General features: G+C 64.6%; 11 protein-coding genes and 1 riboswitch. Of the genes, 10 read left to right on the forward strand and 1 reads right to left on the reverse strand.

Features of this window, described 5'->3' with window-relative positions; genetic code table 11:
• Nucleotides 1-221: 221 nt before the first annotated feature.
• Entirely contained in the window at nt 222-1,883 is a 1,662-nt protein-coding gene (locus OKW44_RS30515; protein ID WP_018418736.1) for a GMC family oxidoreductase, read from the forward strand.
• Nucleotides 1,884-1,941: 58 nt separating this feature from the next.
• Here OKW44_RS30515 and OKW44_RS30520 read toward each other — a convergent pair whose 3' ends face one another.
• Complete coding sequence (locus OKW44_RS30520; RefSeq protein ID WP_018418735.1) at nt 1,942-2,910, reverse strand: LysR family transcriptional regulator; 969 nt, start codon at nt 2,908-2,910, stop codon at nt 1,942-1,944.
• 112 nt (nt 2,911-3,022) lie between these two features.
• Between OKW44_RS30520 and OKW44_RS30525 the strand changes: the two genes are divergently transcribed.
• The 9 genes from OKW44_RS30525 to OKW44_RS30565 all read left to right on the forward strand — a co-directional run bounded on the left by OKW44_RS30525 (nt 3,023) and on the right by OKW44_RS30565 (nt 12,999).
• Nucleotides 3,023-3,514, forward strand: coding sequence for a CidA/LrgA family protein (locus OKW44_RS30525; protein ID WP_018418734.1), 492 nt, complete (start codon nt 3,023-3,025; stop codon nt 3,512-3,514).
• On the forward strand, nt 3,511-4,236 hold the full coding sequence (locus OKW44_RS30530; protein ID WP_018418733.1) for an LrgB family protein: 726 nt from the start codon (nt 3,511-3,513) through the stop codon (nt 4,234-4,236). Before OKW44_RS30525 ends, OKW44_RS30530 begins: the two co-directional genes overlap by 4 nt.
• Nucleotides 4,237-4,301: 65 nt before the next feature.
• A riboswitch (S-adenosyl-L-homocysteine riboswitch) is annotated at nt 4,302-4,435 on the forward strand.
• A gap of 33 nt (nt 4,436-4,468) precedes the next feature.
• Nucleotides 4,469-5,887 carry an adenosylhomocysteinase gene (ahcY, locus tag OKW44_RS30535; RefSeq protein WP_018418732.1) on the forward strand — a complete coding sequence of 473 codons (1,419 nt, stop codon included), beginning with the start codon at nt 4,469-4,471 and terminating at the stop codon, nt 5,885-5,887.
• A gap of 173 nt (nt 5,888-6,060) precedes the next feature.
• Nucleotides 6,061-6,414, forward strand: coding sequence for a phage holin family protein (locus OKW44_RS30540; RefSeq protein WP_018418731.1), 354 nt, complete (start codon nt 6,061-6,063; stop codon nt 6,412-6,414).
• A gap of 11 nt (nt 6,415-6,425) precedes the next feature.
• Nucleotides 6,426-7,256, forward strand: coding sequence for a methylenetetrahydrofolate reductase [NAD(P)H] (metF, locus tag OKW44_RS30545; protein WP_026225502.1), 831 nt, complete (start codon nt 6,426-6,428; stop codon nt 7,254-7,256).
• Nucleotides 7,257-7,414: 158 nt separating this feature from the next.
• Nucleotides 7,415-9,073 (forward strand): ABC transporter substrate-binding protein, encoded by a 1,659-nt coding sequence (locus OKW44_RS30550; protein WP_018418729.1) that lies wholly within the window; start codon nt 7,415-7,417, stop codon nt 9,071-9,073.
• 204 nt (nt 9,074-9,277) lie between these two features.
• Nucleotides 9,278-10,909, forward strand: a complete 1,632-nt coding sequence (locus OKW44_RS30555) for an ABC transporter substrate-binding protein (protein WP_018418728.1) — start codon at nt 9,278-9,280, stop codon at nt 10,907-10,909.
• 155 nt (nt 10,910-11,064) lie between these two features.
• On the forward strand, nt 11,065-12,075 hold the full coding sequence (locus OKW44_RS30560) for an ABC transporter permease subunit (protein ID WP_018418727.1): 1,011 nt from the start codon (nt 11,065-11,067) through the stop codon (nt 12,073-12,075).
• Nucleotides 12,076-12,081: 6 nt separating this feature from the next.
• Nucleotides 12,082-12,999, forward strand: a complete 918-nt coding sequence (locus tag OKW44_RS30565) for an ABC transporter permease subunit (RefSeq protein ID WP_018418726.1) — start codon at nt 12,082-12,084, stop codon at nt 12,997-12,999.

Consider the following 12,999-nt stretch of genomic DNA (forward strand, 5'->3'; position numbering starts at 1 on the left):
ATGCCGGACGGTGGGCGCGCGTCGCGCCATGTCTGGAAGCCGCGCGCGGGACGTGCGCGCCTTTCATCATAGGGGCGCGTTTGCCGCCGGCGTTTAGAGGATTCGTTCTGTCAGGAGGCCGCCGCAGCCCCAATACGCTCCCTACAATGCGCAGAAAACACACGTAGACAAGTGTGCACGAGACAGGGTCCGCGAGCAACGCGGCCCATCAGGAGGAGCGCATGCAATATGACTACATCGTCGTCGGTGCGGGCTCGGGCGGCTGCACGCTCGCGAGCCGTCTCGCCGATAGCTGTCCCGACGCGACCATCGCGCTGATCGAGGCCGGTCCGCATACCGGGCGCAATCTGTTGGTGAACATGCCGGTCGGCGTCGCGGCCGTGGTGCCGAACAGACTGAAGACCAACTACGGCTACCTGACCACGCCGCAACCGGGGCTCGCCGGTCGCCAAGGGTATCTGCCGCGCGGACGCGGTTTCGGCGGATCGAGCGCGATCAACGCGATGATCTACACGCGCGGCCATCCGCTCGATTACGACGAGTGGGCGCGGCTCGGCTGCGACGGCTGGTCGTGGGCCGAGGTGCTGCCGTATTTCCGCCGCGCCGAAGACAACGAGCGCGGCGCCGATGCGTGGCATGGCGAGGCCGGTCCGCTGACCGTGTCCGATCTGCGCTTCAGGAATCCGTTTTCCAGGCGCTTCGTGCAGGCCGCGCTCGAAGCGGGCTACCAAGCGAACGACGACTTCAATGGCGCGGACCAGGAAGGCATCGGCTTCTATCAAGTCACGCAACGTGACGGGCGCCGTTGCAGCGTCGCGCGCGCGTACATCTACGACCGGCCGCGCGCGAATCTGCACACGATGGCCGACGCGACCGTGCTGCGCGTCGTGTTCGACGGCAAGCGCGCGAGCGGCGTCGAAATCGTGCGCGGCGGCCGCACCGAAACGCTCGCGGCGCGCGCCGAGGTCGTGCTCGCCGCTGGGGCGTTCAACTCGCCGCAACTGTTGATGTGCTCGGGCATCGGGCCGGCCGCGCATCTGCGCTCGCTCGGCATCGACGTGCTGCACGATGCGCCCGAGGTCGGCCAGAACCTGATCGATCACATCGATTTCACAATCATCAAGCGCGTGAGGTCGATCGAGCCCACCGGTTTTTCGGTGCGCGGCATCGCGCGGATGCTGCCGCAATTCGTGACCTTCATGCGACATGGGCGCGGCATGCTGTCGAGCAACGTCGCCGAGGCGGGCGGTTTTCTGAAGAGCCGGCCGACGCTCGCGCGGCCCGATCTGCAACTGCATTTCTGCGCGGCGATCGTCGACGATCACAACCGCCATATGCACTGGGGCCACGGCTATTCGCTGCATGTATGCGTGCTGCGTCCGCATAGCCGCGGCACCGTGACGCTCGCGAGCGCCGATGCGCGTGTCGCGCCGCTGATCGATCCGCGCTTTCTGAGCGATGCGCGCGATCTCGATCTGCTCGTCGAGGGCGCGAAGATGGCGCGGCGCATTCTCGGCGCGCCGTCGCTCGCGCTGCACGGCGGCGAGGAGTTGTACACGCGGCCAGGGCAATCGGATGCGGAACTGCGCCGGACGATCGCCGAGCGCGCGGACACGATCTATCACCCGGTCGCGAGCTGCCGGATGGGCGGCGACGCGCGCTCGGTCGTCGATCCGCAATTGCGCGTGCGCGGCGTGACGGGGTTGAGGATCGTCGATGCGTCGGTCATGCCGACCCTGATCGGCGGCAACACCAATTCGCCGACGGTGATGATCGGCGAACGGGCGGCGGATTTGATCGCGACGAGCCGGCGAGACGGAGCGGCCAGGTCGGCGACGGTGACGCCCCCGAACCCAGGTGACGTGCCGGCGCAGGCGGTTTGATCGCCGTTTGCAAGGAGTCGGCAAACGCGAGCGGCGTAACGCGGCCGGACGCCGCCCGTCACTCGCCTGAGGGTGGCAGAGCTCCTTGCGGCGCTGCGATTCCGTTAAAGCCGATCCCCGGTCCGAGTATGAAATCGTCGCTGGCGTGTGTCGGCAGCGTTTCGCGCGCGACGTCGAGCCATGCGCGCGCCGCGTGCGACAGATAGCCGTTGCGGCGCCAGCCGATCGCCATTTCCCATGGGATCTCCGGTTCGATGACCGGGCGGCAGGTGAACTGCGCGGGATCGAGCCGCCGGCAATAGGGCGCGGGCAGCAGCGCGATGCCGACGCCAGCCAGCACCAGCGCCGCCATGAAGTCCCAATGCGCGCTGCGTCCGACGATCGCGGGCGCAAATCCCGCCGCGCGACACGCGTTCAACACGACGTCGTTCAGCGCGAGGCTTTCGCCGTAAAACACGAACGGCTCATTGGCGAGTTGGGCGAGCGGCACCTCGTTCAACGCATCCCAGCGCGAGCCGGCGCGCGCGACGAGCCACAACAGCTCGCGCGACATCGGCAGCACGTCGATGTTGTCGGGGTCGACCGGCTGCAACACACCGCCCAGTTCCAGTTCACCGTTGATCAGCGCGGATTCGATCGCGCGCGAGCCCTGCTCGAACAGCTTCAGCTCGATCTTCGGATAGCGCTGGCGGAACGCGGCGATTGCGGGTGTGAAGAGCGCACCGCCCATCGGCGGAATGCCGATTGCCAGTTCACCGCGCCCGAGCGTGTCGAGATCGTTCAGCTCGGCCTGCAATTGCGCGTGCGCGGCGAGCACGTCCTGGCCGCGCTGATAGACGATCCGGCCCACGTCGGTGAGAACCATCTGGCGGCCGTCGCGCAGCAGCAGCGGCGAGCCGATTTCGTCTTCCAGCGACTTGACCATCTTGCTGATGGTCGGCTGCGTGACGAACATCTGCTCAGCGGCGACGGTGAAGCTTTGTCGACGGACCACTTCGACGAAATAGCGCAGCGCGCGGAGTTCCATGAGCGTGGCCTCCAGAATTCCAGTTTGGAATGGTTTCGATGATTGTAAGTCATTTTGTTTATGGTGCAGCGGGCCCCATACTAAGCGCCTTTAACGCCAGCTAGGGGATTTCATGTCCGCGCCAGTTTTCGCCCGTTCCGCGTGTCCTGCCGGTGGCGGCTCAAGTGGGGACGCGGGTGGCTTCGGCCGCGTCGCACGCATCGCCGTGCAAAGCGCCGCGATCGCGGCGCTGTGGATCGGCGCCGATTTCATCGTGCGGCGGCTGCATCTGCCGGTGCCGGGCGGCGTGGTCGGCCTCGTCGTGCTGCTCGCGCTGCTGTTCTGCGGCGGTATCGCGCCGCGCTGGGTCAAGGCCGGCGCGGACTGGCTGCTGTCCGACATGCTGCTGTTCTTCATTCCGGCGGCGGTCGCCGCCGTGCAATACGGCGGCCTGTTCCGCGCGGACGGCTGGCGCCTCGCGCTGGTGGTGATCGCCGGCACGCTGATGGTGATGGTCGCGGTGGCGTTCGCTGTCGATCAGGCCGCGCGCGTCGAACGGCGTTTCGCGCTGCGCCGCGTGCGGGTTGCGCGTAAGGCAGGCAGTCTGTCGCGCGAGCGCCGATGAACCCGCTCCCGTTCGCTTCGCTGTTGGCCGACGACGCCTCGCGCCTGATCGCGGCCGGTTGCCTCGTGCTGACGATCGCGCTGTACTTCGCGTCGAAGGCGCTGTATGCGCGCGTGCGCTCGCCGTGGCTCACGCCGATGCTGACGGTGCCGACCGCGCTGGTCGCGATCGTCGTACTCGCGCACATTCCGTATTCGCTTTACTTCGAGGACACGCGCTGGCTGATGTGGCTGCTCGGCCCTGCGACGGTCGCGTTCGCCGTGCCGATCTACGAGTACCGCGCACTGTTGAAGCGCCACTGGATCTCGCTGTCCGTCGGCGTGACGGTGGGCATTCTGGTCGGCGTCGGCGGCTCGCTGATGCTCGCGAAGCTGCTGCACCTGTCGCCGGACTTGCAGCGCAGCCTGATGACGCGTTCGGTGTCGACGCCATTCGCGCTCGCGGTGTCCGACAGGATTCACGCGCCGAAGGACCTGACCGCGCTGTTCGTGATCGCGACCGGCGTCTGCGGCATGCTGTTCGGCGAAATCGTGCTCGCGTTCGTGCCGCTGCGCACGCGGCTCGCGCGCGGCGCGCTGTTCGGCGCGGCCGCGCACGGCGTCGGCACCGCGAAGGCACGCGAGCTCGGCAGCGAGGAGGGCGTAGTGTCCAGCCTGACCATGATGATCGCCGGCGTCGCCATGGTGCTGCTCGCACCGATACTGGGGCTGCTGCCGGTCTGAACCAGCGCGCTGCCGCACCGTCCGGCGCGCGCCGAAGTCATCTCGATTTGCTACAATCGCCGTTCGTCTTCGAGGAGCGTTGCGACGGGTACCGCGAATCCGCATTCGCCGGCCGCCCGCCAGGCTCGAAGGCTTCAATTGGCAGCATGGAACGCGCTTGCGCGATTTCGAACGCTGCCTCAAACCGCGCTCACGTCACATTTCTAGTCAATTTCTTAGAAAGGAGGGCGTGATGAACGCCGCAGTCATCGATTCCCAGAACCAGGATTACGTTGTCGCCGACATGTCGCTCGCCGGCTGGGGCCGCAAGGAACTCACGATCGCCGAGACCGAAATGCCCGGCCTCATGCAGACCCGTGATGAGTACAAGGCGCAGCAGCCGCTGAAGGGCGCGCGCGTCGCCGGCTCGCTGCACATGACGATCCAGACCGGCGTACTGATCGAGACGCTGACCGCGCTCGGCGCGGACGTACGCTGGGCCTCGTGCAATATCTTCTCGACTCAGGACCATGCCGCCGCCGCGATCGCGCAGGCCGGCACGCCGGTGTTCGCGTTCAAGGGCGAATCGCTCGATGAATACTGGGAGTTCTCGCACCGCATTTTCGAATGGCCGAACGGCGAGTTCGCCAACATGATCCTCGACGACGGTGGCGACGCGACGCTGCTGCTGATCCTCGGCTCGAAGGCCGAAAAAGACCGCTCGGTGATCGCCAAGCCGACCAACGAAGAAGAAGTCGCGCTGTACAAGTCGATCGCCGCGCACCTCGAGATCGACCCGACGTGGTACTCGAAGCGCCTCGCGGCGATCAAGGGCGTCACCGAAGAAACCACCACCGGCGTGCACCGTCTGTACCAGATGGAGAAGGAAGGCCGCCTGCCGTTCCCGGCCATCAACGTCAACGACTCGGTCACGAAGTCGAAGTTCGACAACCTGTATGGCTGCCGCGAGTCGCTCGTCGATGGCATCAAGCGCGCGACCGACGTGATGATCGCGGGCAAGATCGCGGTCGTGGCCGGTTACGGCGACGTGGGCAAGGGCTGCGCGCAATCGCTGCGCGGTCTGGGCGCGACCGTGTGGGTCACCGAAATCGATCCGATCTGCGCGCTCCAAGCGGCGATGGAAGGCTACCGCGTCGTGACGATGGAATACGCGGCCGACAAGGCCGACATCTTCGTGACCGCGACCGGCAACTACCACGTCATCAACCACGATCACATGAAGGCGATGCGTCATAACGCGATCGTCTGCAACATCGGCCACTTCGACTCGGAAATCGACGTCGCGTCGACCCGTCAGTACCAGTGGGAAAACATCAAACCGCAAGTCGACCACATCATTTTCCCGGACGGCAAGCGCGTGATCCTGCTGGCCGAAGGCCGCCTCGTGAACCTCGGCTGCGCGACGGGCCACCCGTCGTTCGTGATGTCGAACTCGTTCACGAACCAGACGCTCGCGCAGATCGAACTGTTCACGCAGGGCGCGAAGTACGAAAACAAGGTCTACGTGCTGCCGAAGCATCTCGACGAGAAGGTCGCGCGTCTGCATCTGGCGCGGATCGGCGCGAACCTGACCGTGCTGTCCGACGCGCAGGCCGGCTACATCGGCGTCGACAAGAACGGTCCGTTCAAGCCGAACCACTATCGCTATTAAGCACGCGGCCGTCCGCGGCTCCATGCGCGCATTCGCGCGCCCGGCCACGCGGGCGGCGCTAGAAGCTTGACGGTCCGATCTCGGGGCGGCGCGCAATGCGCCGCTTTGTTCGCCAGCGCCGCTTTTCGTTTGCTGGACATCTTCTCCGCAAAGGTGCTTACAAGGAGTTCTACATGACCGTGCTGCTGACCTGGCTCATCAACGCGCTCGCGCTGCTGATCATCACCTACATCGTTCCGTCGATTCATATCCGTAGCTTCGGTACCGCGCTGATCGTCGCGATCGTGCTCGGCCTCATCAATACGGTGCTGCGGCCGCTGCTGATCCTGCTGACGCTGCCCGTCACGATCCTCACGCTCGGACTCTTCATTCTGGTCGTCAATGCGCTGTGCTTCTGGCTGTGCGCGTCGCTGCTGAAGGGCTTCGAGGTGTCGGGCTTCTGGTCGGCGTTCTTCGGCTCGATCCTGTACAGCGTCGTGTCGTGGCTGCTGTCCGCGCTCATTTTCGGCAACCGCAGTCTCGCTTGACCTTTTTGACCATGAATCCGATCGAACTCTCATTCGAATTCTTCCCGCCGAAAACGCAGGAAGGCATCGACAAACTGCGCGCGACGCGCGCGGAACTCGTGTCGCTCAAGCCCAAGTTCGTGTCCGTCACGTTCGGCGCCGGCGGTTCGACCCAGCAAGGCACGCTCGATACCGTCGTCGACATGGCGAAGGAAGGGCTCGAGGCGGCGCCGCATCTGTCGTGCATCGGCTCGTCGAAGGAAAGCCTGCGTGCGATCCTTAACGAGTACCGCGCGCACGACATCCGCCATATCGTCGCGCTGCGCGGTGATCTGCCCTCGGGCATGGGCGCGGTCGGCGAGCTGCGCTATGCGTCGGAGCTCGTCAGCTTCATCCGTGCCGAGTTCGGCGACTGGTTCTGGATCGAGGTGGCGGGCTATCCGGAATACCATCCGCAGTCGCGCTCGCCGCGTCACGATCTCGAAAACTTCGCGCGCAAGGTGAAAGCCGGCGCGAACTCGGCGATCACGCAGTACTTCTTCAACGCGGACGCGTACTTCCGTTTCGTCGACGATGCGCGCCAGCTCGGCGTCGACGTGCCGATCGTGCCCGGCATCATGCCGATCACGAACTTCTCGCAGCTGATGCGCTTCTCCGAAATGTGCGGCGCCGAAGTGCCGCGCTGGATCGCGCGCCGGCTCGAAAGCTTCGGCGACGACCGCGAGTCGATCCGCGCGTTCGGGCTCGACGTGGTGACGGCTCTGTGTCAACGGCTCGTCGATGCGAAGGTGCCCGGTCTGCACTTCTATACGCTGAACGCGGCCACGTCGACCAAGGCGATCTGCGAAAGGCTCGCCGTGTAACTGCAATGCCCGCGCGGCCACAACGGCCGCGCGGGCCCCGCCAGTCTGGCATGGGTCGCAAATTTGTCCCAAATAGCGTGGTAAGTCCCTGTTGAAGCTCATTTTTGGGCTGTCTATCATCGAAACGCAGCCAACCCGGCTGCTGTGCGGAGGACGATATGACAGTGACAAGAAAGACTGCGGCACACCGACGGTTCGCGCTTCACCCGTTCTGCCTGCCGGCTCTCGCCGCGCTCGCGGTCGCCACCAGCGGCCTCGTGCCCGCCGCGTCGCAGGCGGCCACGCTGCCCGACAAGACGCTGGTCTTCTGCTCCGAAGGCAGCCCGGCGGGCTTCGATACCGCGCAATACACGACCAGCGTCGAGTTCAGTGCCGGCTCGTACACGGTCTATAACCGGCTCGTCGAATTTGCGCATGGCAGCACGGACATCGAGCCGGGTCTCGCCGAAAAGTGGGACGTGTCGCCCGACGGCCTCACCTATACGTTCCATCTGCGCCACGGCGTCAAATTCCAGACCACGTCGTACTTCAAGCCGACCCGCGAGTTCAACGCGGACGACGTCGTGTTCACCTACGAGCGCATGCTCGATCCCGAGAATCCGTTCCGCAAGGCGTATCCGGTCAATTTCCCGTACTTCAACGACCTCGGTCTTGCGAAGAACATCGCGAAGATCGAGAAGGTCGATCCGTACACGGTGCGCTTCACGCTGAAGGAAGTCGACGCGCCGTTCCTGCAGCAGATCGCGATGCCGTTCGCGTCGATCCTGTCGGCTGAATACACCGATCAGTTGCTGAAGGCCGGCAAGGCGTCCGATATCAACCAGTACCCGGTCGGCACCGGTCCGTTCATCTTCCGCAGCTATACAAAGGATGACACGATCCGCTTCGACGGCAATCCCGACTACTGGAAGCCGGGCGTCGCGAAGGTCGGCAAGCTGATCTTCGCGATCACGGTCGATCCGGCCGTGCGCCTGCAAAAGCTCAAGCGCGGCGAATGCCAGGTGATGTCCTATCCGCGCCCGGCCGACATCCCTACCGTGAAGGCCGATGCGTCGCTCGCGATGCCGAGCGAAGTGGGCTTCAACCTCGGCTATATCGCGTACAACACGACCAAAAAGCCGCTCGACAACGTGCTCGTGCGCCGAGCGCTCGACATGTCGGTCAACAAGAAGGCGATCATCGAAGCGGTCTACCAGGGCGCGGGCCAGGCCGCGACCAACCCGATGCCGCCGACGCAATGGGGTTACGACAAGAACCTGAAGGACGCGCCGTACGACGTCGACAAGGCGAAAGCGCTGCTGAAGCAGGCGGGCTACCCCGACGGGTTCGAGCTGACGCTATGGGCGATGCCGGTGCAGCGCCCGTACAACCCGAACGCGCGCCTGATGGCCGAAATGCTGCAGTCGGACTGGGCGAAAATCGGCGTCAAGGTCAACATCGCCACGTACGAGTGGGGCGAGTACATCCGCCGCGCACATGCCGGCGAGCATCAGGCGATGCTGATCGGCTGGACGGGTGACTACGGCGACCCTGACAACTGGCTCGGCGTGTTGCTCGGCTGCGACGCGGTCAACGGCAGCAACTTCTCGAAGTGGTGCTACAAGCCTTACGACGATCTGATCAAGCAGGGCCGCAGTACCACCAACCTGGCCGATCGCACCAAGGCCTATACGCAGGCTCAGGAGATCTTCAAGGACCAGGTGCCGTTCACGCCGATCGCGCATTCGACCGTCTATCAGCCGATCAGCAAGAACGTGACGGGCTTCAAGATCGATCCGTTCGGGCCGACGCAATTCCTGGAAGTTGGGGTGAAATAAGCGGGCGCGGCGCGCTTTTTGCGCCGCATTCGTCGCCGGGCGGCTCGAATGGGCCCGCCCGGCCCGTGACAAAACCGTGGCAAAACGTTTGCACGAAGTGTTTCCTGTCGTCAACGGAAGGATTTTGCTCCGCTTGGTCGCCGGCCCAAGCTCAAGTAATATCCCGCTACGCCGGCGCAGGCCGGCCCCGAACCTGGAGGAAACATGAAGCAAAACAATCTGTTGCGCGTCGCGCGTAGATCCACGCTCGTCGCTGCCGCAGCGGCATCCCTGCTTGGCGTCACGAGCGCGCAGGCTGCCGGGATCCCGAACAAAACCCTTGTTTACTGCTCGGAAGGCAGTCCCGCGGGTTTCGATCCGGCCCAATACACGACGGGCGTCGACTTCACGGCCAACACGTTCACCGTCTACAACCGCCTCGTCGAGTTCGAGCGCGGCGGCACCAAGGTCGAGCCCGGCCTCGCGGAGAAGTGGGACGTGTCGCCCGATGGCAAGACCTACACGTTCCATCTGCGTCATGGCGTGAAGTTCCAGACCACCTCGTTCTTCAAGCCGACGCGCGAATTCAACGCGGACGACGTGGTCTTCTCGTTCCAGCGCATGCTCGACCCGAACCAGCCGTTCCGCAAGGCATATCCGGTGCAGTTCCCGTACTTCACCGACATGGGCCTCGACAAGCTGATCACGAGCGTCGAGAAAGTCGACCCGTACACGGTCAAGTTCACGCTGAAGGAAGTCAACGCGCCGTTCATCCAGAATCTGGCGATGGAATACGCGTCGATCCTGTCGGCTGAATATGCGGATCAGCTGCTCAAGGCGGGCAAGGCCGCCGACATCAATCAGTTCCCGGTCGGCACCGGCCCGTTCATCTTCCGCAGCTATACGAAGGACGCGACGATCCGCTTCGACGGCAATCCCGACTACTGGAAGCCGGACGCGGTGAAGATCTCGAAGCTGATCTTCTCGATCACGCCGGACGCCGGCGTGCGCGTGCAGAAGATCAAGCGCGACGAATGCCAGGTGATGAGCTATCCGCGCCCGGCCGACATCGCGCCGCTGAAGGCCGAGCCGAACATCGACATGCCGTCGCAACCGGGCTTCAACCTCGGCTATCTCGCGTACAACGTGACGCACAAGCCGGTCGACAAGCTCGAAGTGCGTCAGGCGCTCGACATGGCGATCAACAAGAAGGCGATCATCGACTCGGTCTACCAGGGCGCGGGCCAGCTCGCGACAAACCCGATGCCGCCGACGCAATGGTCGTTCGTCAAGAACCTGCCGGCCGCCTCGTACGATCCGGCCAAGGCGAAGGATCTGCTGGCGAAGGCGGGCTACCCGAACGGCTTCGACCTCACGCTGTGGGCAATGCCGGTGCAGCGCGCGTACAACCCGAACGCGCGTCTGATGGCGGAAATGATCCAGGCGGACTGGGCGAAGATCGGCGTGAAGGCGAAGATCGTCACGTACGAATGGGGTGAGTACATCAAGCGCGCGCACGCTGGCGAAGACGACACGATGCTGATCGGCTGGACCGGCGACAACGGCGATCCGGACAACTGGCTCGGCACGCTGCTCGGCTGCGAGGCGATCAACGGCAACAACTTCTCGAAGTGGTGCTACAAGCCGTTCGACGATCTGATCCAGAAGGGCCGCACGACTTCGGACGTGGCGACGCGCACGAAGATCTACGGCGACGCGCAGCATATTTTCGCGCAGCAACTGCCGTTCTCGCCGATCGCGCACTCGACCGTCTATCAGCCGGTCAGCAAGAAGGTGGTCGACATGCGCATCGAACCGCTCGGCTACGCGCGCTTCGACGGCGTCAGCGTCAAGTAATCGTAAAGTTCGCGCAGTAGGCCGCAATACAGTACGCCGCAACACAGTACACTTTTCGCACGGTTAGAAAACTGGTCGAAATGGTCCGGCGACCGGGGTCACGAGCCCTCGTCGCCGGTTGCGTTTTTTCATCACCAGTACCATGGGAGCGAACCATGTTCCGCTTCGTTTTGCGCCGCATCGGCATGGTGATACCGACGTTCATCGGCATCACGATCCTCGCGTTCGCGCTGATTCACCTGATCCCGGGCGACCCCATCGAAGTGATGATGGGCGAGCGCGGCGTCGATCCGGCCATGCATGCGGCCGCGATGCACCGCCTCGGGCTCGACGAGCCCTTGCCAATGCAGTACTTCCACTACATCGTCCGTGCCGTGCACGGCAACCTCGGCACGTCGATCATCACCAACACGAGCGTGATGGGCGAATTCCTCGCGCGCTTTCCCGCCACCGTCGAACTGTCGCTCTGCGCGATGCTGTTCGCGCTGATCGTCGGCCTGCCGGCGGGCGTGTTCGCGGCGCTGAGGCGCGGCACGGTGGTCGACCACGGCGTGATGGGCACCGCCCTGACCGGCTACTCGATGCCGATCTTCTGGTGGGGCTTGATCCTCATCATGGTGTTCTCGGTCAAACTCGGCTTGACGCCGGTGTCGGGCCGCATCGCGGTCGAATACGACATTCCGCACGTGACCGGCTTCATGCTGATCGACTCGCTGATGTCCACCGACGAAGGCGCGTTCAAATCCGCACTCAGTCACCTGATCCTGCCCGCGATCGTGCTCGGCACGATTCCGCTCGCGGTCGTCGCGCGCATGACGCGCTCGTCGATGCTCGAAGTGCTGCGCGAGGACTACATCCGCACCGCGCGCGCGAAGGGGCTGTCGCCGGGACGCGTGATCGTCGTGCATGCGCTGCGCAATGCGCTGATTCCTGTCGTCACCGTGATCGGCCTGCAGGTCGGCACACTGCTTGCGGGCGCGGTGCTGACCGAAACGCTGTTTTCATGGCCGGGCATCGGCAAGTGGCTGATCGACGCGATCGGCCGGCGCGATTATCCGGTCGTGCAGGGCGGTATCCTGTTGATCGCCACGCTGGTGATCGTCGTGAACCTCGTCGTCGATCTGCTGTACGGCGTGCTGAACCCGCGCATCCGCCATACGAGGTAAATCACAATGGCTGATATCCAAAACACCGTCCCCCAAGCAGTTACCCCGCCGAGCGGCCGCGCCATCGCGGCACGCGAATTCTGGGCCAACTTCTCGCGCAACCGCGGCGCGGTCGGCGCGGGCATCATCGTGCTGGTGCTGGTCTTCATCGCGATCTTCGCGCCGCTGATCGCGCCGCACAGCCCGATCGAGCAATACCGCGACTCCGTGAAGATCCCGCCCGCATGGCTCGACGGCGGCAACTGGAAGTTCATTCTCGGCACCGACGAAGCGGGCCGCGACATCCTTTCGCGTCTGATGTACGGCGCGCGGCTGTCGTTCTGGATCGGCTTCGTCTCGGTGGTGCTCGCGCTGATTCCGGGCGTCGTGCTCGGCCTCGTCGCCGCGTTCTTCGAGAAATGGGCCGACACGCCGATCATGCGCATCATGGACGTGCTGCTCGCGCTGCCGTCGCTGCTGCTCGCGGTCGCGGTGGTCGCGATCATCGGTCCGGGTCTCGTCAACACGATGCTCGCGATCGCGATCGTCGCGCTGCCGGGCTACGTGCGTCTGACGCGCGCGTCCGCGCAGGGCGAGTTGCAGAAGGAGTACGTGACCGCTTCGCGGGTCGCTGGTGCGAGCACGTTGCGGCTGATGTTCTCGCAGGTGCTGCCGAACTGCACCGCGCCGCTGATCGTGCAGGCAACCCTTGGCTTTTCGTCGGCGATTCTCGATGCCGCCGCGCTCGGCTTCCTCGGCCTCGGCGTGCAACCGCCTTCGGCGGAGTGGGGCGCGATGCTCGCGTCGGCGCGCGATTACATCGACAGCGCATGGTGGATCGTCACGATGCCCGGCCTGTCCATCCTGATCTCGGTGCTTGCGATCAACCTGCTCGGCGACGGGCTGCGCGACGCGCTCGACCCCAAACTGAAACGGATGGCCTGA

The sequence above is a fragment of the Paraburkholderia lebeckiae genome, assembly GCF_050436325.1.
Classification (GTDB): Bacteria; Pseudomonadota; Gammaproteobacteria; order Burkholderiales; family Burkholderiaceae; genus Paraburkholderia; species Paraburkholderia tuberum.

What these genes read in the sequence shown, in the direction of transcription:
- OKW44_RS30530 (WP_018418733.1), top strand. Translation starts at nt 3,511, where the DNA reads ATGAACCCGCTCCCGTTCGCTTCGCTGTTGGCCGACGACGCCTCGCGC.
- OKW44_RS30525 (WP_018418734.1), top strand. Translation starts at nt 3,023, where the DNA reads ATGTCCGCGCCAGTTTTCGCCCGTTCCGCGTGTCCTGCCGGTGGCGGC.
- OKW44_RS30515 (WP_018418736.1), top strand. Translation starts at nt 222, where the DNA reads ATGCAATATGACTACATCGTCGTCGGTGCGGGCTCGGGCGGCTGCACG.
- OKW44_RS30520 (WP_018418735.1), bottom strand. Translation starts at nt 2,910, where the DNA reads ATGGAACTCCGCGCGCTGCGCTATTTCGTCGAAGTGGTCCGTCGACAA.
- OKW44_RS30550 (WP_018418729.1), top strand. Translation starts at nt 7,415, where the DNA reads ATGACAGTGACAAGAAAGACTGCGGCACACCGACGGTTCGCGCTTCAC.
- OKW44_RS30560 (WP_018418727.1), top strand. Translation starts at nt 11,065, where the DNA reads ATGTTCCGCTTCGTTTTGCGCCGCATCGGCATGGTGATACCGACGTTC.
- metF (WP_026225502.1), top strand. Translation starts at nt 6,426, where the DNA reads ATGAATCCGATCGAACTCTCATTCGAATTCTTCCCGCCGAAAACGCAG.
- OKW44_RS30565 (WP_018418726.1), top strand. Translation starts at nt 12,082, where the DNA reads ATGGCTGATATCCAAAACACCGTCCCCCAAGCAGTTACCCCGCCGAGC.
- OKW44_RS30555 (WP_018418728.1), top strand. Translation starts at nt 9,278, where the DNA reads ATGAAGCAAAACAATCTGTTGCGCGTCGCGCGTAGATCCACGCTCGTC.
- OKW44_RS30540 (WP_018418731.1), top strand. Translation starts at nt 6,061, where the DNA reads ATGACCGTGCTGCTGACCTGGCTCATCAACGCGCTCGCGCTGCTGATC.
- ahcY (WP_018418732.1), top strand. Translation starts at nt 4,469, where the DNA reads ATGAACGCCGCAGTCATCGATTCCCAGAACCAGGATTACGTTGTCGCC.